Consider the following 19195-nt stretch of genomic DNA (forward strand, 5'->3'; position numbering starts at 1 on the left):
GGAGAGAGACAAACATGTTTGGACGAACATATTATTGCGGTGAAGTAACAGAAGCAGCAATCGGGGAAAAAGTAGTATTAAAAGGATGGGTGCAAAAACGCCGCGACCTTGGCGGGCTCATTTTCATTGATTTAAGAGACAGAACTGGAATTGTTCAAATCGTGATCAATCCTGAAGTTTCTGAAGATGCCCTGAAAATCGCAGAAAAAATCCGCAGTGAATATGTATTGGATATTGAAGGCACAGTAGTCGGACGTACAGAGGGAACAGTAAACCCTAATCTTACGACTGGGAAAATTGAAGTGAAGGTTGAACATGTCACAATCATCAATGCTGCAAAAAATCCGCCTTTCCTGATTGAAGATAAATCTGAAGAAGTATCAGAAGATGTCCGCTTAAAGTACCGTTACCTGGACTTAAGAAGACCAGCTTTGCTTGATACATTCAAAATGCGCCACAACGTTTCAAAATCCATCCGGAATTTCTTGGATGAAAAAGGATTTTTAGATGTAGAAACGCCGATTTTAACGAAAAGCACTCCAGAGGGAGCACGTGATTATTTAGTGCCGAGCCGTGTGCATGAAGGCGAATTCTATGCTCTTCCTCAATCACCGCAAATTTTCAAACAGCTGCTGATGGTTTCTGGATTTGACCGTTACTACCAAATTGCACGCTGCTTTAGAGATGAAGATCTCCGTGCTGACCGTCAGCCTGAGTTTACACAAGTGGATATTGAAATGTCATTTATGAGCCAGGATGAAATCATGACCTTGATGGAAGAGATGATGACGCGCATCATGAAAGAAACAAAAGGCGTAGATTTAACCCTTCCTCTTCCACGCATGACGTTTGACGAAGCAATGGGCCGTTATGGATCTGATAAGCCTGATACACGATTCGGACTAGAACTCGTCAATGTTTCTGAACTTGTGAAAGACAGCGGCTTTAAAGTGTTCAGCGGTGCCGTGCAAAACGGCGGAGAAGTAAAAGTGATTAACGTTAAAGGAGCAGCTGCTTCTTATTCAAGAAAAGATATTGATGCCTTAACAGAGTTCGTTTCTCAATATGGTGCAAAAGGCCTTGCGTGGCTCAAAGTAGAGGAGCAGGAGCTAAAAGGCCCTATTTCTAAATTTTTCCCTGCTGAAGAACAGGAAAGCTTGAAAACAGTGACTGAAGCAGAGACGGGAGACTTATTGCTTTTTGTTGCCGACAAAAAGCAAGTCGTTGCAGATGCACTTGGTGCTTTGCGTCTAAAGCTGGGAAAAGAGCTGGGATTAATCGACGAAAGCAAATACAATTTCCTTTGGGTAGTTGACTGGCCTCTAGTTGAATATGACGAAGAAGCGGGACGCTACTTTGCTGCGCATCATCCATTTACAATGCCGGCACGCGAAGATCTTGAGCTGTTTGAGACGAATCCGGCAGGCATGAAAGCTCAGGCTTATGACCTTGTTTTAAATGGATACGAGCTTGGCGGGGGATCAATCCGTATTTTCGAAAAAGACATTCAGCAAAAAATGTTTAAACTGCTTGGTTTCTCTGAAGAAGAAGCAGTTGAACAATTTGGCTTCCTTTTAGAAGCGTTCGAATATGGCACCCCTCCTCATGGCGGAATTGCCCTTGGACTTGACCGTTTGGTTATGCTTTTAGCTGGCAGAACGAACTTGCGCGATACCATTGCGTTCCCTAAAACGGCAAGTGCAAGCGACCTTCTGACACATGCTCCAAGTGAAGTAAGCACAGAGCAATTAACAGATCTTAACCTTGCATTAAAACTGAAAAAGAGTGAATAATGCCCAGAATGATTTACTTGAAAACCGCACCTTGTTGTGGTAATCTTTTTACAAGATAAAAAGAAGTCCTGATGTGTACGTCGTACACTTAGTTTTGATCCAACATTACTTGATCCGGGAGTTCACGTTTTCAGCGTTATGTAAATGCCTCATCATTCGATCAGAGGACTTATCATACATGAAACAGGACACCCACCTGCTGTGAGCGGGTTCAAAACCAAGATAGCAGCGACGGCACAATTGGGACTTCTTAACGAACGAGAATTCAGCCTGCATAAGCTTTCTGCTTATGCAGGTTTTTATTTTGTTTAAAAATAAATTTTGATTTACTGTGTACTATTTTGTCTGACTGGCTACCTAAAAAAACGAAAAGCGAGAATATAGGAACAATCCTGTCCCAACGGCAGCTGAAATGCTTCAAAACAATTTCTTCGCTTTCGTCAATCATTAACGGCATACTCCTCGTTATAAATATTGTTTTGCAGAGAGGGACTGCCTTAAACAGAGAAACCAATGAAGTAAATGTTTAGAATTAGCTCTTGTTTTTCACAGAAAGTATGATATATTCATTTTCAGGAAAAATACAGTCATGGATTAAATAAATGGAGTTGAGAGTTTTGCTGAATCAATTTTCCCGCAATGAACTTGCGATAGGCAAAGAAGGCATTGAAATTTTAAAAAACAGCACAGTTGCAGTCCTTGGAATTGGCGGGGTAGGGTCTTTCTCTGCAGAAGCACTTGCACGTTCCGGAGTAGGACGAATTTTGCTTGTAGATAAAGATGATGTAGATATTACTAATGTAAACCGCCAAATTCATGCGCTCGTCTCAACTGTCGGTCAGCCAAAAGCTGATTTAATGAGAGACCGCATTAAAGAAATTAATCCAGAGTGCGATGTCATTGCACTGAAGATGTTTTACACAGAAGAAACATATGAAGAGTTTTTCAGCTATGGCCTTGATTATGTCATTGATGCTTCTGATACGATTTCATATAAAATTCACTTAATGAAAGAATGTTTAAATAGAGGCATTCCGATTATTTCAAGTATGGGCGCGGCAAATAAAACGGATCCGACAAGATTTCAAATTGCCGATATTTCCAAGACCCATACAGATCCAATTGCAAAAGTGGTCAGAACCCGCCTTCGCAAAGAAGGAATCCGAAAAGGCATTCAGGTTGTTTTCTCTGATGAAAGCCCGATTGTTATTCGCGAAGATGTACGTCTGAAGGTAGGAAATGCCGCAGCGCCGATCCGCAAAGCGAAAATGCCGCCATCCTCTAATGCGTGGGTTCCGTCTGTAGCAGGTTTGATCATGGGCGGACATGTTATCATGGAGCTTTTAAAAGATATTAAAATTGCACGTGTAAACGACTAAATAATAAAAAAAGCGGCATGATTTGAAATCATGCCGCTTTTTTTATTGTCTTCTTTCGCATTCTTATCTGTCTGCCTGCGCTAACCGGGTGATTCCGCTTTTCGTCTTGTCTAGCTCCACCACCTCCTAGCTCCTCGGCCAGAACGGCTCCGTCTGTAAAGGCAAAAAGCGCCTTTTCAGCCGGATCCTTATCTGTCTGTCGGAGCTAACCGGGTGATTCCGCTTTTCTTTATTGCTGTTTCATCAGCTTTTCATAGATTTGTGAAAGGGAAAGTTCGAATTTTCCTGTTTGTTTAGGGTCATAATACTTTTTCTTTTTTAGTGAATTCGGCAGATACTGCTGTTTGACCCAGCCATTTTCGAAGTCATGGGGATATTGATAGTTAATGCCTCTGCCAAGCTTTTCTGCTCCCTTGTAATGTGCATCCTTCAGGTGAGCCGGGATTTCACCGCTTTTCCCGGCGCGGATATCTGCAATTGCAGCATCCAGTGCAATGTATGCGCTGTTGGATTTTGGGGAGAGACAAAGCTCTATGACTGCATTTGCAAGCGGGATTCGAGCTTCAGGCAGTCCAAGCCTTTCTGTTGCTTCAATGGCTGCCAATGTCCTGGCACCAGCTTGAGGGCTTGCAAGTCCAACGTCTTCATATGCAATGACCAGCAGCCTGCGGTTAATGCTGATCAGATCTCCAGCTTCTATCAGTCTGCCGAGATAATGCAGAGCTGCATTTACGTCGGATCCGCGGATCGATTTTTGAAATGCGGAAAGGACGTCGTAGTGGGCATCTCCATCTTTATCATGGACAAAGCTCTTTTTTTGAAGACACTCTTCTGCTGTTTCAAGTGTTACGTGAATTTCGCCATTTTCATCTGGATCTGAAGAGATGACCGCAAGTTCCAGAGCATTAAGAGCAGACCGGACGTCACCTGCACAGCTTGAGGCAAAGTGCATGAGAGCTTCCTCGGAAATAACGGCACGATAGTTGCCAAGTCCTTTCTTTTCATCCTTTAAAGCCCGTTCAAGTGCTGTTTTTATATCAGCAGCTTCTAAAGGCTTTAATTCGAAAATTTGGCATCTGCTTCTGATGGCAGGATTGATGGCATGATAGGGATTGCTTGTCGTTGCTCCAATTAAAATGATTTTTCCATCCTCTAAATAAGGAAGGAGAAAATCCTGTTTTGCTTTATCCAGACGATGGACCTCATCAAGAATTAAAATGACCTTTCCGGACATTTTAGCTTCTTCTGCGACGATTTCCATATCTTTTTTATTATTCACAACTGCATTCAGCTTACGGAAAGCGGTGTTTGTGCTTCCTGCAATCGCTGTGGCTATGGATGTTTTTCCTATTCCGGGAGGGCCGTACAAAATCATCGAGCTCAAGTGTTTTGCTTTTACCATCCGCTCAATCATTTTTCCTTTGCCGACTAAATGTTCCTGCCCGATTATTTCATCAATGTTTTCTGGTCTCATTCGAAATGCCAGAGGTTTCATGTTATCACTCCCAAGACGAAGCACTGATCTTATTTTACTAAGCTTATCATGACTTTTCCTCTTAGTCATATGAATTGATTTATATCTTTAATAGGAAACCGGCGAGTTAATTTGAATGCTCTGGTGAAGGATAATATGCTATAATGGCATAGGTTCATTTAAGGAAAAAACAAATTTTAACAGCGGAAAATAGATTGTTTCAGATTTTTAATGATGAGAGGCGAAGTGAAGAACGATGAATGCTTTGCGCAATAAAAAGAATCAGGAGCTCAGTATGAGATGGGGCATTTATTTCTTGGGCCTGCTCATCATGTCTTTCGGCATCGTCCTTACGATAAAAGCTGAACTTGGCACATCTCCATGGGATGTACTTCATATAGGATTATATTACCAGCTTGGTTTAACGATTGGATCTTGGGCAATTATTGTAGGAGGAGCCATTCTTCTATTGTCCTCCATTTTTACAAGAAAGGTGCCTCAGGCAGGTGCCTTTGTCAATATGCTGACTGTAGGTCTATTTATAGATTTATACTTATCATTGCCGTTTATGCAGACACCGTCAGGATATGCCGGGAAAGCACTGATGCTTTTACTTGGTATTATTGTGATGGGGTATGGAATCGGCTTGTATATTTCGGCAGGCTGCGGTGCAGGACCTCGTGATACATTAATGCTTGCTTTGGTTGAAAAAACCGGCATAAAGGTATCAAGGATTCGCGGAGGGATTGAAGTCATTGTTCTTTTTTTCGGCTGGATTTTGGGCGGACCGGTTTTCGTTGGAACAATCGTCTGTACACTGTCTATTGGGTATGTCATCGGATTTACCCTTCCGCAATGCCAGAAAACAACCAATGCCCTGCTGGAAAAGACAATAAGAAAAGAAGCGGATGTTCACCAAGTTAGCTAGAATTATAGGGGTGTATATATGAAAATTTCAACTAAAGGCCGCTATGGTCTTACAATTATGATAGAGCTTGCAAAGAAACACGGTGAAGGGCCAACCTCATTAAAAAGCATTGCCCAGACGCATGATTTATCTGAACACTATTTAGAGCAATTGATCGCACCGCTCCGTAATGCCGGTTTAGTCAAAAGCATCCGCGGAGCATACGGAGGATACGTTCTTGGAAATGAACCTGATGCCATTACTGCAGGGGATATTATCAGAGTTCTTGAAGGGCCGATCAGCCCTGTAGAAGTGCTTGAAGATGAAGAGCCTGCAAAGCGTCACTTATGGATTCGCATACGCGATGCAGTAAAAGATGTGCTTGATAATACAACTCTTGAAGATTTAGCAAACTACTCAGATGGCGAGCAGGAATCTTATATGTTTTATATTTAAAAAGGAGGGAGTAAAATGGAGCGAATTTATTTGGACCATGCTGCCACATCCCCAATGCATCCGGAAGTAATTAACGCGATGCTTCCTCACATGCAGGATGTATTCGGCAATCCCTCAAGCATCCATTCATTTGGAAGAGAAAGCAGAAGACTGCTGGATGAGGCGAGAGCGGTAATTTCGCGGAGTCTGCATGCAAAACCGAAGGAAATTATTTTTACGGGCGGCGGAACGGAAGCTGATAATTTAGCGATAATCGGCTCCGCTCTTGCAAACCAGCATAAAGGCAGGCACATCATTACGACACAGATTGAACATCATGCGGTCTTAAATACATGCAAGCATCTGGAGAAACAGGGGTTTGATGTTACCTATTTGCCTGTTGATCAAAATGGCATTGTTTCAATTGATGATCTTAAACGGGAACTGACGCCTGAAACCATATTGGTTACGATCATGTATGGAAACAATGAAACTGGATCGATTCAGCCGATTGATGAGATCGGCAAGGTTCTGAAGGATCATCAGGCTCTTTTCCATACAGATGCTGTACAGGCATTCGGAATCCTTGATTTGAATGTGAAAGAGAGCTATATAGATATGCTCTCTGCTTCTGGCCACAAGATTAATGGACCAAAAGGGACCGGTTTTCTTTATGTTAAAGAAGGACTCTCGCTTAAACAGCACTTTCACGGCGGAGAGCAAGAACTGAAACGGCGTGCGGGAACGGAAAATGTACCCGGCATTGCAGGATTTAAATCCGCAGTTCAGCTTGCACTTGAAACAAGAGAGCAAAAAACTGTACTTTACAAAGAGTTTAAAGATAAAATAATTGATATTTTAAAGACGGAAGATGTTTCTTTTGAAATAAATGGAGAGATAGACAGCAGTCTGCCGCATGTTTTAAATCTTTATTTTCCAGGGACAAATGTGGAGTCGATGCTTGTGAACATGGACATTGCAGGAATTGCCGTATCAAGCGGATCAGCATGCACAGCAGGTTCCATTGAGCCTTCGCATGTCCTGACTGCCATGTACGGGCAGGGGGCTGAACGGACAAAAGCTTCCATCCGCTTTAGTTTTGGTCTTGGAAATACGGTGGAGCAAGTTGAGAAGGCCGCTTTGGAGACAGCGCGAATTGTAAAAAGATTAACAGCTTAGAATGATTGACACTTGGAGGTGAAAAAGATGCAAAAAGCACCTAAAGACACTCGTGTTGTTGTTGGAATGTCAGGAGGGGTTGATTCCTCTGTTGCGGCACTTCTTTTAAAACAGCAAGGCTACGATGTGATCGGCATCTTTATGAAAAACTGGGACGATACAGATGAGTTCGGAGTCTGTACCGCTACTGAAGACTATGATGATGTAATTCAGGTCTGCAATCAAATCGGAATCCCTTATTACGCAGTGAATTTTGAAAAACAATATTGGGACAAAGTGTTTACTTATTTTTTAGATGAGTATAAAGCAGGGAGAACCCCGAATCCCGATGTTATGTGCAATAAAGAAATTAAGTTCAAAGCATTTTTAGAGCATGCGATTTCTCTTGGAGCAGATTATCTTGCAACGGGGCACTATGCCCAAGTTGAATACCGCGACGGGGAATACAAAATGCTCAGAGGCGCTGATGAAAATAAAGATCAAACTTATTTCCTCAATCAGCTGACTCAAGAGCAATTATCAAAAGTGATGTTCCCAATCGGAAATATTCCGAAATCAAAAGTGCGCGAGCTTGCTAAAGAAGCGAATCTTGCGACTGCTGCAAAAAAAGACAGTACGGGCATCTGCTTTATCGGAGAGCGCAACTTTAAAGAATTTTTAAGCGGCTATCTTCCAGCACAGCCCGGTTTAATGCAGACTCTTTCAGGAGAAGTAAAAGGCAAGCATGACGGCCTGATGTATTACACCATCGGACAGCGCCATGGTCTTGGCATCGGCGGCAGCGGAGATCCTTGGTTTGTGGTAGGGAAAGACCTTGAAAAAAATGTCTTGTACGTGGATCAGGGCTTTGACAATGATCTGCTCTATTCGGATTCGATTACAGCTACAAACATCAGCTGGGTTTCAGACAAACTCCCTGAAGGAGAAGTTGTCTGCACGGCAAAATTCAGATATCGTCAGGAAGATCATGCTGTTACAGTGAAAATGATCGATAAAACAACTGCACAAGTGATTTTTGATAAACCAATCAGGGCCATTACACCTGGACAGGCTGTTGTTTTTTACAAAGATGACGAATGTCTTGGCGGCGGGACCATTGATGAAGTATTTAAAAAGAATGATAAAATCTGGTATGTTGGTTAAAGATGCAACCTTTGTTAAAACCTCAACGTCAGTTGAGGTTTTTTCTTTAAAAATTTGTTACCGGGAGTGCTACTGATCATGAGCGATAAAAGTATATTAGGAATAGAAGCCATGCAAAAGGGCGATTTTGAAAAAGCGGCAGGATATTTTTCAGAGGCTATTGAAGAAAATCCAAAGGATGCTGTTTGTTATGTGAATTTCGGAAATTTATTGGCAGCAGTAGGAGAATTTGAAAAAGCCATTACCTTTTTTGAAAAAGCGATAGAACTTGATGCAAAGACGACTACGGCTTACTATGGTGCCGGAAATGTTTATTACAATAGCGAGCAGTTTCAAGCCGCACAAAAAATGTTTTTAAAAGCGATTCAAAAAGGGATGAATCATTCAGATGTCTTTTTCATGCTTGGAATGAGCTATGTCCAAATGGATCAGCCGCTGCCTGCCCTTCCATATTTACAAAGAGCAGTTGAATTAAATGAAGAAGACACGGAAGCGCGCTTTCAATATGGATTATGTTTAGCTCAGCAGGAATCACTTGATGAAGCGATTCGTCAATTCCAGATTGTAGTGGAAAAAGATCCAGGTCATGCGGACGCATACTATAATTTAGGTGTAGGCTACGCATTTAAAGAGGACGCAAAAAAGGCCATGGAAATGCTCGATCAAGCTCTGAGCATTCAGCCGGACCATGACATGGCGGCTAATTTGAAGCAGCTGATGCAAACACTGTAAGAATCAGGCAATCAGGGGGAGGAGATCTTGTGCAGCAAAAGGCGGACCTGTTTCAAGAGCAGGAACGGTTTTTAAAAGGAAAGATCATCACGGTTATTTATCAGAATGACCAAAACCATTATACCGTTTTAAAGACGGAGGTTCTTGAAACGAGCGAAAATTATGATCAAAAAGAAATAACCGTGACGGGCTATTTTCCTCTTCTGCATGAAGATGAAACATATACCTTCTTTGGGATGCTTACGCAGCATCCTAAATTCGGACAGCAATTTCAGGCTGAGCATTACCGCAAGGAAATTCCCAAAACGCGCGATGGTGTCATTCAATACCTTTCAAGTGACCTGTTTAAAGGGATCGGCAGGAAAACAGCTGAAGCGATAGTCGATGTTCTCGGAGAAGGCGCCATTTCGAAAATGATGGAAGATCCTTCTGTACTGGATAAGGTGCCGAAACTCGGCAAAGACAAAGCAAAACAGCTGCTTGATCAGCTGAAGGAGCATCAGGGTCTTGAGCAGGCAATGATTATTTTAAATCAGCTTGGCTTCGGTCCTCAGCTTTCTATGAAAATTTACCAGGCCTATCAGGATAAAACCATCCAGATGATTCAGGAGAATCCTTTTCAGCTTGTTAAAGATATCGAAGGAATCGGGTTCGTGCGCGCTGATGAGCTTGGCGGCCAAATGGGCCTCGGCGGAAATCACCCTGAGCGGATTAAAGCTGCCTGCTTTTATACAATTGAACATCTTTGCCTTCAAGAGGGCCATACATATGTATCACTTGAGCAGTTAATTATAAAATCAATGGAATTGCTGAATTCATCAAAGAATTCAGGAATTATTGAAACCGATATTTCAGAGCAAGTGATCAAACTTGCAGAAGATAAAGGAATTATTATTGAAGAAGACAGAGCCTATCTGCCCTCTCTCTTTTTTGCTGAACAGGGACTTGTGAAAAGTATCCAGCGTGTCCTTTTGCAGACAGAATATGAGAGTATTTTTCCTGAATCAGAGTTTTTGCTTTCACTCGGAAAACTGGAAGAGAGAATGAACGTGCAGTACGCCCCGACTCAAAAAGAAGCCATTCAAACGGCTCTGATGTCGCCAATGCTTTTGCTGACGGGAGGACCTGGTACTGGAAAAACGACCGTTATTAAAGGGATCGTAGAGCTTTACGCAGATTTGCATGGCTGTTCCCTCGAGCAAAAAGATTATAAAAAAGAAGAGCGTTTTCCAATCTCGTTAGTTGCCCCGACAGGACGGGCTGCAAAAAGAATGACTGAAGCAACAGGCCTGCCTGCTGTAACGATTCACCGGCTGTTAAAGTGGAACGGTGCAGAAGGATTTGATCACGGGGAAGATAACCCGATCGGTGCAAAACTGCTGATTGTCGATGAAATGTCGATGGTAGACACTTGGATTGCCAATCAGCTGTTTAAAGCTCTTCCTGAACATATACAAGTCATCATGGTTGGTGATGAAGACCAGCTGCCTTCTGTAGGCCCTGGTCAAGTGCTGCGCGATTTACTTGAGTCTCAGGCAGTTCCTGTTGTAAGGCTGACGGATATTTACAGACAGGCTGAGGGTTCATCCATTATAGAGCTTGCCCATGATATTAAAAAAGGAAGGCTGCCGGATAACTTGACTGCGCCTACTAAAGACAGATCCTTTATTCGATGCAGCGGTGCACAGGTAAAGGAAGTAGTGGAGAAAGTCATTTCGAGCGCCATTAAAAAAGGATATACAGCCCGTGATGTTCAGGTGCTTGCCCCGATGTACCGCGGGCCTGCAGGCATAGATCAGCTTAATATTATGCTGCAGCAGCTGTTTAATCCTAAAGCTGAAAATAAAAGGGAAATGAAATTCGGAGATACGGTATACAGATCCGGCGACAAAGTGCTCCAGCTTGTAAATCAGCCTGAGAGCAATGTGTATAACGGCGACATCGGAGAGATTGTTTCCATTTTTTATGCCAAGGAAAACACTGAAAAAGAAGATATGATCGTCATCTCCTTTGATGGGAATGAGGTCACGTATACAAAATCTGATTTCAATCAATTCACGCATGCCTTCTGCTGTTCCATTCACAAATCACAGGGCAGCGAATTTCCGATTGTTGTTGTGCCTGTTGTCAAAAGCTATTTCAGAATGCTTAGACGGAACTTGATTTATACGGCTATTACTAGAAGCAAGCAGTTTTTAATCCTTTGCGGGGAACAAGATGCCCTGCTGCGGGGAATTGAAAACAGAGATCATTTAAGCCGGCAGACCTCTTTAAAAATGAAGCTATCTGAAAAACAGCAAGATCTTGAAGAACTGACAGAAGAGCTTCCCTTTGCCCTTGCTGATGCCATGATTGGAATGGAAGGCATTACCCCGTATGACTTTATGGAAGACAACAAAATCTAAGAATGTTCGGAAAGGGGGAGTTTCTCCTGCGGACATTTACAGAGCTCAGAGGCATGCCGGTAGTTGATGTAGATGACGGATTAATCGCCGGTTTTGTATCTGATGTTTGTTTTGATGCAAATGGCTCTTTTATCGGGCTGTTAATAAATGAAAAAGGCATATTCAGGAAAGGGAGCATAGTACCTGCAGAAACGATTTGTACGATAGGCAAGGACGGAATAATGGTTAATGGCAGAAGCAGTCTGAAATCGATGTCTGAATTTAGAGAAGCTTATTTCCTGCAATCACACCGCCGGATCCAGTACAAAGCCGTCTATTCTACAGAAGGCGAGAAGCTTGGACTTCTTGCTGATGTATACTTTTCTGAACAAGTGGGCACCATTGTAGCATATGAACTGACGGACGGATTCTTTGCAGATATGATGGAGGGAAAAAGAATGATTGATCCTCCAGGGTCTTTAACCATTAGCAAAGATGCAATCGTCATGGATTTTATTCATTAGCGAGGTGCACCGCATTGTTAAAATGCCCGAATTGTAAAAGTAAGGATATTGGGAAGATTGGCGTGAATCAGTATTATTGCTGGGGCTGCTTTATCGAGCTGTCCATATCCAAAGGCCAGATCTTTACCCATCAAGTGGAAGAGGACGGTTCTCTGAGTTCTCTTGATGATCTTTTCACAGATGATGATCGAACAATCAGCATGTAGACAGTTATGAAGGGGGAATACGCCATGAACCGCAAAATGTCCTCAATGCTTTCAGATCTGATAGGACGCATTCCGATGTCCAAACGTTCGATGAAAAAAATGCGAAAACGAATAATGAAAAAGTTTTGATCAGTGTCCTCTGCTTAATAAGGCAGAGGATTTTTCATTGTTTAGAAAAAAATCGTTTTGTAGAACTGTTATAAAGCTTATGTCTAGAAGAAAGTGCTTCATAGCGGGTGAATGGAACAGTAAAATTGTCTTACTGAAGAAAAAAGTGAGTCTAAACGCTGAATGACCATAACCAGCTGATTTTCCGCACGATCCTTCCTGTCTTTCATAGCTGAGCTTGGCATCTTCCGCTTTTATAATTTCAATGCATATTTCATCCGCTCCTCCCCAAACTAAAGGTGAGGAGGGATGCTCTTTGAAGGAACGTTATTTTAAATGGCTGATGAGAATTGGTATTTTTCTATTGTGTTTGCTTTCCATTTATCTATTTTTGAAGCTTAGAGTCCTTTGGGATCCTTTTTTTATTATCATCAAAGCTATCCTTCTTCCTTTTTTAATCGCTGGTTTCATTACGTATTTGCTGCATCCGGTCATTGAGAAACTGCATTCCACCGGGGTTCCGCGCACACTCTCGATCTTAATTATCTACACTCTTTTCTTTGGAGGAATCGGTTACGGATTATACAAGGGGATCCCGGTCATCATTGCACAGCTTAAGGATCTTTCTGAAAGTTTTCCGGTATTTGAACAAAAATATCAGGGATGGCTATCTACGGTTCATGATCATACTGACAGGTTCCCAGAAGAGGTTCACACAAGAATTGAAACAGCTTTTCAAAATATTGAAGCCTGGTTTTCTTATTGGATTGACAAGATCTTAAATAGCTTAGGAAGAGTTTTCGATTATCTTTTAATCATAGCTCTCATTCCTTTTCTTGTATTTTATATGCTAAAGGATTATGAACAAATAAAAAAAGCCGCCTGGTATTTAACTCCGAAACGGTGGAGACCTGAGGCTGTCATTTTTGTCCGCGATGTCGATCAGTCATTGGGTAATTACATAAGGGGTCAGCTGCTTGTCTGTTTCATCATCGGTTTTCTGGCATTTATCTCGCTTTGGTTTTTTGATATTAAATATCCTTTAGTCATAGGGATATTAATAGGGATAACGAACGTCATACCGTACTTCGGACCGATTATTGGTGCGGTTCCGGCAGTTATTATTGCAGCATCCATGTCAATGGATACTGTTCTGATTGTGATCATTATTATCTTTTCCCTGCAATTTATCGAGGGGAATATCCTTGGACCCTTAATCGTTGGAAGAAGTCTTCATATGCATCCGATTGTCATTATGCTTGCCCTGCTTGCAGGAGGAGAAATAGCAGGGATTATCGGAATGATTTTAGCTGTTCCTGTATTAGCTGTCTTAAAAGTGACAATGATGCATCTCGTGCATTTGAGAAGACAGCATTGACATTGGTATAGCCTATGAACTATAATTCTGCGTAGACACTGCATATTTTATAAAAACGATGAAGGAACGAGTACGTTTCAGACCATCTGACAAGAGAGGAATTTCCAAGGCTGAGAGGAATTCCGGGATGAAGGGAAGCAGAAGGCTATTCCAGAGTGCAGGCAAACCCTGCCGTCTTAACCCCGTTACGGTTAAATGAAGCTGATGGACAGTAAGTCCATAATCAGGGTGGTACCGCGAGCAATCTCTCGTCCCTGTGAAAATCTCTATGATTTTCACAGAGACGGGAGTTTTTTATTTTGTAAGAGGCTTTTTTTCTGAGAGAAGGTGTGTGCCGCAGCTTTCATCAGGAAGACAGCCGCAATACGAGGAGGAAAAAAGATGAAAACACTAACTTCAGCACAAGTTCGTCAAATGTTTTTAGATTTCTTCAAGGAAAAAGGCCATGCAGTTGAACCAAGCGCTTCTTTGGTTCCTCATGAAGATCCATCCCTGCTTTGGATCAACAGCGGAGTAGCAACGCTTAAAAAATACTTCGATGGCCGCGTTATTCCGGCAAATCCAAGAATTTGCAATGCACAAAAATCAATCCGTACAAATGATATTGAAAATGTCGGCAAAACAGCCCGTCACCATACATTTTTTGAAATGCTTGGAAACTTTTCAATCGGTGATTATTTTAAAGTAGAAGCGATCGAGTGGGCATGGGAATTCTTAACGAGTGAAGATTGGATCGGCTTTGATCAGGAAAAACTGTCCGTTACGATTCACCCTGAAGATGATGAAGCTTTCTTAATCTGGAAAGATAAAATTGGTGTACCTGAAGAGCGGATTATTCGTCTTGAAGGGAACTTCTGGGATATCGGAGAAGGACCAAGCGGACCGAATACAGAAATTTTCTATGACCGCGGCGAGGTTTATGGAAATGATCCGAAAGATCCTGAGCTATACCCGGGCGGAGAGAATGAGCGCTATCTTGAAGTCTGGAACCTCGTATTCTCAGAGTTCAATCATAATTCAGACGGTACATATACACCTCTGCCAAAGAAAAACATTGATACAGGAATGGGCCTTGAGCGGATGGTATCTGTTATTCAGGACGTTCCGACCAACTTCGATACAGATTTGTTTATGCCGATTATCGAATCAACTGAAACAATTTCTGGCGAAAAATACGGAACTGATCAAGAAAAGGATGAAGCCTTCAAGGTTGTAGCCGATCATATCCGGACAGTTACATTTGCTGTTGGAGACGGCGCCCTTCCTTCAAACGAAGGACGCGGATATGTACTTCGCCGTCTTTTGCGCAGAGCAGTAAGATATGCGAAAAAACTTAATATTAACCGGCCATTTATGTATGAGCTTGTCACGGTTGTCGGAGAAATTATGGTTGACTTCTACCCGGAAGTAAAAGCTAAAACGGAGTTTATTCAAAAAGTTATAAAAAATGAAGAAGAACGCTTCCATGAAACATTAAATGACGGTTTGACCATCTTGGCTGAAGTTGTGAAAACGCAAAAAGCTAAAGGAATCAGCATCATTCCTGGAACAGACGTTTTCCGTCTATATGATACATACGGATTCCCTGTTGAACTGACAGAAGAGTATGCACAGGAAGAGCAAATGGAAATTGATCATGATGGCTTCAAAAAAGAAATGGAAGGCCAGCGCGAACGTGCACGTGCTGCAAGGCAGGATGTTGATTCTATGCAGGTGCAGGGCGGAGTGCTTGGCGAAATTACAGCCGAAAGCACATTCGTCGGTTACTCTCAGCTAACGGCAAAAGCTTCAGTAGCCGTTCTTCTGAAAGACGGCGAGCTGACAGACGAGGCAAATGCAGGAGATGAAGTGCAGCTTATTTTAAATGAAACGCCATTTTACGCTGAGAGCGGCGGGCAAATTGCAGATGAAGGCACTATTGAAAATGATGCAGTCAAACTTCAAGTAAAACATGTACAAAAGGCTCCAAATGGACAAAATCTGCATACTGCAGCCGTGATCAGCGGCACAGTGAAAACAAATGATGAAGTAACTGCAGCTGTTAACGAAACAACCAGGAGTGCAGTCATTAAAAACCATACTGCGACACATCTCTTGCATCAGGCACTTAAAGATGTGCTTGGCGGACATGTCAATCAGGCAGGATCTCTCGTAACATCTGAAAGACTTCGATTCGACTTTTCACATTTTGGGCAAGTTCAGCCTGAAGAACTTGAACAGATTGAGCAAATTGTAAACGAACAAATCTGGAAAAGCAACAGCGTCAATATTGAGCTAAAACCAATTGCTGAAGCGAAGGAAATGGGAGCTATGGCTCTTTTCGGCGAAAAATACGGAGATATTGTCAGAGTCGTTCAAGTAGGAGATTACAGTCTTGAATTGTGCGGAGGCTGCCATGTTGACAACACTTCTTCTATCGGGCTGTTTAAAATTGTAACCGAAACAGGAATAGGTGCGGGTACACGAAGAATCGAAGCAGTTACCGGTCAAGGCGCTTATCAGCTGATAAAAGACCAGCTTTCCATTCTTTCTGACGTCTCATCGAAGCTGAAATCAAATCCTAAAGATGCAGCAGGCCGTGTAGATGCTCTTCTTGGTGAAGTTCGTTCTCTCCAAAGAGAAAATGAATCATTAACAGCTAAATTGGGTAATGTAGAAGCTGGAAGCTTACTTGGAAGCGCTGTTCAAATTGAGGGTGTTACACTTCTTTCAAGCAAAGTAAATGCTAAAGACATGAACAGCCTGAGAACAATGGTTGATGAATTAAAGCAAAAATTAGGTTCGGCCATTGTCATCCTTGGAGCAGCTCATGACGGAAAAGTAAGCCTGGCAGCAGGAATTACAAGTGATTTAGTCGAAAAGGGTTACCACTCGGGGAAATTGATTAAAGAGGTAGCTGTAAGATGCGGCGGCAGCGGAGGCGGCCGTCCGGATATGGCACAGGCTGGCGGCAAGGATCCTGAAAAACTTGAAGAAGCTTTGAAGTATGCATTAGAATGGGTGAAAACCATCTAGAATCAGCATTATGAACCTTTTGCTTACTGGAGGAATTTCTTTAAAGATTTCACCAGAAAGTGAAATCCGTTTTATAATTTCGATAGTTAGTGTAGAATGGTAGTATGAATGGACAAGCAGATTCCACAGGTGAATCTGGGAAAGAGGTGCGAGTGATGAGTTCCTTTGATAAAACGATGAAGTTTAACTTTTCTGAGGAAGCAGTTGAAACGAATGTGAATGAAGTCCTGTTCACTGTATACGATGCTTTGAAAGAAAAAGGCTATAATCCGATTAACCAAATCGTTGGATACCTGCTCTCTGGAGATCCTGCATATATCCCCCGTCATCGCGATGCAAGAAATTTAATCCGCAAGCTTGAACGGGATGAACTCATTGAGGAATTGGTTAAATCGTACTTACACCATCATAGAGAGGATTAATATGCGAATTATTGGTTTGGATTTTGGCTCCAAAACTCTTGGAGTTGCTGTCAGCGATGAATTTGGCTGGACAGCACAAGGGCTTGAGACGATTAAAATTGATGAAGAGGGCGGCAACTTTGGGCTCGAGCGTCTCGCACAAATTGTGGACGCACATCAAGCAGAAAAAATCGTTCTCGGATTCCCAAAGAATATGAATGGAACGGTTGGACCAAGAGGAGAAGCAAGCCAGACGTTTGCTTTGAAGCTTGAGAAAAAATTTGGAGTCCCTGTTATACTCTGGGATGAGAGATTGTCAACTATGGCAGCTGAACGAGTACTGATTTCAGCAGATGTCAGCAGAAAGAAAAGAAAAAAAGTAATTGATAAAATGGCTGCAGTGATGATTTTGCAGGGATACTTAGATAGCCTGAATTAAAACTGACAGCAAACTATAGATGAGGTGACTGCAATGGAACACGGAGAAAAACAAATTACAGTAGTAGACGAAAATGGAAATGAACAGCTTTGTGAAATTCTTTTCACATTTGCTTCTGAAGAATTCGGAAAATCATATGTGCTTTATTACCCGCTTGGCGAACAGGACGATGAAGAAGAAATTGAAATTCATGCATCAAGCTTTGAGCCGACAGCTGACGGTGTAGACGGAGAACTTGCACCGATTGAAGCAGAAGAAGAGTGGGATCTTGTAGAAGAGATGCTGAATACATTCCTTGATAATGAAGAAGAGGAAGAAAAGTAAGAAAAAACCGTCTTAGGACGGTTTTTTTTTTTGCGGTAAAAAAGAAAAATATCTTCAGAGGAGATAATAGTTCTATGGTAGGATTGTCAAACATGGAACACTAATGATAAATTTTCATTCTTAAAGCTGCCTTTCCTTAAAAATATGCTGGATTTTGGCGAAAAAACAGCGATTATGTAGTATAATCATTTTGATGAAAGGGGGATACATCCGATAATGTCAGAAGCTGATTCGAACAAACATTCAATCCAAAATAAACTCCTTGAAAAACAGCAGGAAGCTAAAGTCATCCGAAAAATCGTCCTGGTGATTTTTGTTGTTTTAGTCATTTTGATGACAGGATTAATCGGTGGCGGCTATTTATATATAAAGTCTGCGCTGCAGCCTGTAGATGAAAAGGACAAAAATGCAATTAATGTAAACATTCCAATAGGATCATCCGTTTCCACAATTGCGGCCATTTTAGAAGAAAAAAAGATTATAAAGGATCAAAGAGTCTTCAAATACTATGTGAAATTTAAAAATGAGTCAGGATTTCAGGCGGGAGACTACAAATTAACACCTTCGATGGAAATCGAAGATATTGTGGCCAGTCTTAAGTCCGGAAAAGTGATTACGGATGTCGTATTTCAAATTCCAGTTCCCGAGGGAATTCAAATAAGGGACATTGCTAAATCAATTGCCAAGCATTCAGGATTTACCGAAAAAGAAGTCCTGGACAGGATGAATAATAAAGAGTTCATAGCTGCGATGCAGAAGAAATATCCGGAAACCGTAACAAAGGATATCTATGGCAAGAATATTAAATATCCTCTTGAAGGCTATTTTTATCCTGCGACTTATCCTTTTTATGAGAAAAAGCCTTCTCTTGACTTTATTTTAGAAGAGATGATTAAAAAGACACATACTGTTGTCATTCCTTACCTTCCGCAGCTTGAAGAAAAGAAAATTTCCGTCCATCAATTTATTACAATGGCATCTTTGATTGAAGAAGAAGCCACAAAATCAGTTGACCGGAATAAAATATCAAGTGTATTCTACAACCGGATAGAAAAGCAAATGCCTCTTCAGACAGATCCTACTGTGCTGTATGCACTTGGGGAGCATAAGGACAGAGTTTATTACAAAGATCTTAAGGTGGAATCACCCTATAATACGTATAAGGTGAAGGGACTCCCTCCAGGGCCGATTGCGAATCCTGGAGATCAATCCATGAAAGCGGCGCTGGAGCCTGAAAAAACAGATTTTCTCTATTTTCTGGCCACTAAAAAAGGTGAAGTCATTTTCACCAAAACACTTGAAGAGCACAACAAAGCTAAAGCAGAGCATATTACCAATAAATAAAGAACAGAAGGGAACGTGAAAATATTCGCA

18 protein-coding genes and 1 other RNA gene are annotated in these 19195 nt (G+C 41.8%); 17 read left to right on the plus strand and 2 right to left on the minus strand.

Going from position 1 to position 19195, the window contains the following annotated elements:
- Window positions 1–14: 14 nt before the first annotated feature.
- Both aspS and ssrS read left to right on the plus strand, forming a co-directional pair.
- Entirely contained in the window at window positions 15–1793 is a 1779-nt protein-coding gene (gene aspS, locus GJU41_RS18145) for an aspartate--tRNA ligase (RefSeq protein ID WP_070879775.1), read from the plus strand.
- Between the two features lie 62 nt (window positions 1794–1855).
- Window positions 1856–2044, plus strand: a non-coding RNA gene (gene ssrS / locus GJU41_RS18150) — 6S RNA.
- A 14-nt stretch (window positions 2045–2058) separates the two neighbouring features.
- On the opposite strand, the gene GJU41_RS18155 is transcribed toward ssrS, so the two are convergent.
- Complete coding sequence (locus GJU41_RS18155; protein ID WP_070879776.1) at window positions 2059–2241, minus strand: hypothetical protein; 183 nt, start codon at window positions 2239–2241, stop codon at window positions 2059–2061.
- A 169-nt stretch (window positions 2242–2410) separates the two neighbouring features.
- Here GJU41_RS18155 and GJU41_RS18160 point away from each other — a divergent pair, with 169 nt between their 5' ends.
- Window positions 2411–3172 (plus strand): tRNA threonylcarbamoyladenosine dehydratase, encoded by a 762-nt coding sequence (locus GJU41_RS18160; RefSeq protein ID WP_154319229.1) that lies wholly within the window; start codon window positions 2411–2413, stop codon window positions 3170–3172.
- Window positions 3173–3401: 229 nt separating this feature from the next.
- Here GJU41_RS18160 and GJU41_RS18165 read toward each other — a convergent pair whose 3' ends face one another.
- Window positions 3402–4667 carry a replication-associated recombination protein A gene (locus GJU41_RS18165; protein WP_154319230.1) on the minus strand — a complete coding sequence of 422 codons (1266 nt, stop codon included), beginning with the start codon at window positions 4665–4667 and terminating at the stop codon, window positions 3402–3404.
- 274 nt (window positions 4668–4941) lie between these two features.
- Here GJU41_RS18165 and GJU41_RS18170 point away from each other — a divergent pair, with 274 nt between their 5' ends.
- The 14 genes from GJU41_RS18170 to mltG all read left to right on the plus strand — a co-directional run bounded on the left by GJU41_RS18170 (window position 4942) and on the right by mltG (window position 19165).
- Window positions 4942–5574, plus strand: a complete 633-nt coding sequence (locus GJU41_RS18170) for a YczE/YyaS/YitT family protein (RefSeq protein WP_170292832.1) — start codon at window positions 4942–4944, stop codon at window positions 5572–5574.
- 18 nt (window positions 5575–5592) lie between these two features.
- Entirely contained in the window at window positions 5593–6009 is a 417-nt protein-coding gene (gene cymR / locus GJU41_RS18175) for a cysteine metabolism transcriptional regulator CymR (RefSeq protein ID WP_070879780.1), read from the plus strand.
- 15 nt (window positions 6010–6024) lie between these two features.
- Window positions 6025–7167, plus strand: coding sequence for a cysteine desulfurase family protein (locus GJU41_RS18180; protein ID WP_154319232.1), 1143 nt, complete (start codon window positions 6025–6027; stop codon window positions 7165–7167).
- Window positions 7168–7194: 27 nt separating this feature from the next.
- Window positions 7195–8310, plus strand: a complete 1116-nt coding sequence (gene mnmA / locus GJU41_RS18185; RefSeq protein ID WP_070879782.1) for a tRNA 2-thiouridine(34) synthase MnmA — start codon at window positions 7195–7197, stop codon at window positions 8308–8310.
- A gap of 78 nt (window positions 8311–8388) precedes the next feature.
- A complete protein-coding gene (locus GJU41_RS18190) occupies window positions 8389–9042 on the plus strand; it encodes a tetratricopeptide repeat protein (RefSeq protein WP_070879783.1) in 654 nt (217 codons plus the stop codon).
- A 29-nt stretch (window positions 9043–9071) separates the two neighbouring features.
- Window positions 9072–11447, plus strand: coding sequence for an SF1B family DNA helicase RecD2 (recD2, locus tag GJU41_RS18195; protein WP_170292833.1), 2376 nt, complete (start codon window positions 9072–9074; stop codon window positions 11445–11447).
- 2 nt (window positions 11448–11449) lie between these two features.
- Window positions 11450–11950, plus strand: coding sequence for a PRC-barrel domain-containing protein (locus tag GJU41_RS18200; protein WP_083328417.1), 501 nt, complete (start codon window positions 11450–11452; stop codon window positions 11948–11950).
- 14 nt (window positions 11951–11964) lie between these two features.
- Window positions 11965–12156, plus strand: coding sequence for a hypothetical protein (locus tag GJU41_RS18205; protein WP_070879785.1), 192 nt, complete (start codon window positions 11965–11967; stop codon window positions 12154–12156).
- A 424-nt stretch (window positions 12157–12580) separates the two neighbouring features.
- On the plus strand, window positions 12581–13642 hold the full coding sequence (locus GJU41_RS18210; protein ID WP_070879786.1) for an AI-2E family transporter: 1062 nt from the start codon (window positions 12581–12583) through the stop codon (window positions 13640–13642).
- Between the two features lie 381 nt (window positions 13643–14023).
- Entirely contained in the window at window positions 14024–16657 is a 2634-nt protein-coding gene (gene alaS, locus GJU41_RS18215) for an alanine--tRNA ligase (RefSeq protein ID WP_154319233.1), read from the plus strand.
- A 155-nt stretch (window positions 16658–16812) separates the two neighbouring features.
- Window positions 16813–17079, plus strand: coding sequence for an IreB family regulatory phosphoprotein (locus GJU41_RS18220; protein ID WP_029279472.1), 267 nt, complete (start codon window positions 16813–16815; stop codon window positions 17077–17079).
- A gap of 1 nt (window position 17080) precedes the next feature.
- Window positions 17081–17497, plus strand: a complete 417-nt coding sequence (gene ruvX / locus GJU41_RS18225; protein ID WP_070879788.1) for a Holliday junction resolvase RuvX — start codon at window positions 17081–17083, stop codon at window positions 17495–17497.
- Window positions 17498–17530: 33 nt separating this feature from the next.
- Window positions 17531–17821 carry a DUF1292 domain-containing protein gene (locus GJU41_RS18230; RefSeq protein WP_154319234.1) on the plus strand — a complete coding sequence of 97 codons (291 nt, stop codon included), beginning with the start codon at window positions 17531–17533 and terminating at the stop codon, window positions 17819–17821.
- Between the two features lie 216 nt (window positions 17822–18037).
- Window positions 18038–19165 (plus strand): endolytic transglycosylase MltG, encoded by a 1128-nt coding sequence (gene mltG / locus GJU41_RS18235; protein WP_154319235.1) that lies wholly within the window; start codon window positions 18038–18040, stop codon window positions 19163–19165.
- Window positions 19166–19195: the final 30 nt, after the last annotated feature.

This window comes from Metabacillus idriensis, from assembly GCF_009674765.1.
Classification (GTDB): Bacteria; Bacillota; Bacilli; order Bacillales; family Bacillaceae; genus Bacillus_P; species Bacillus_P idriensis.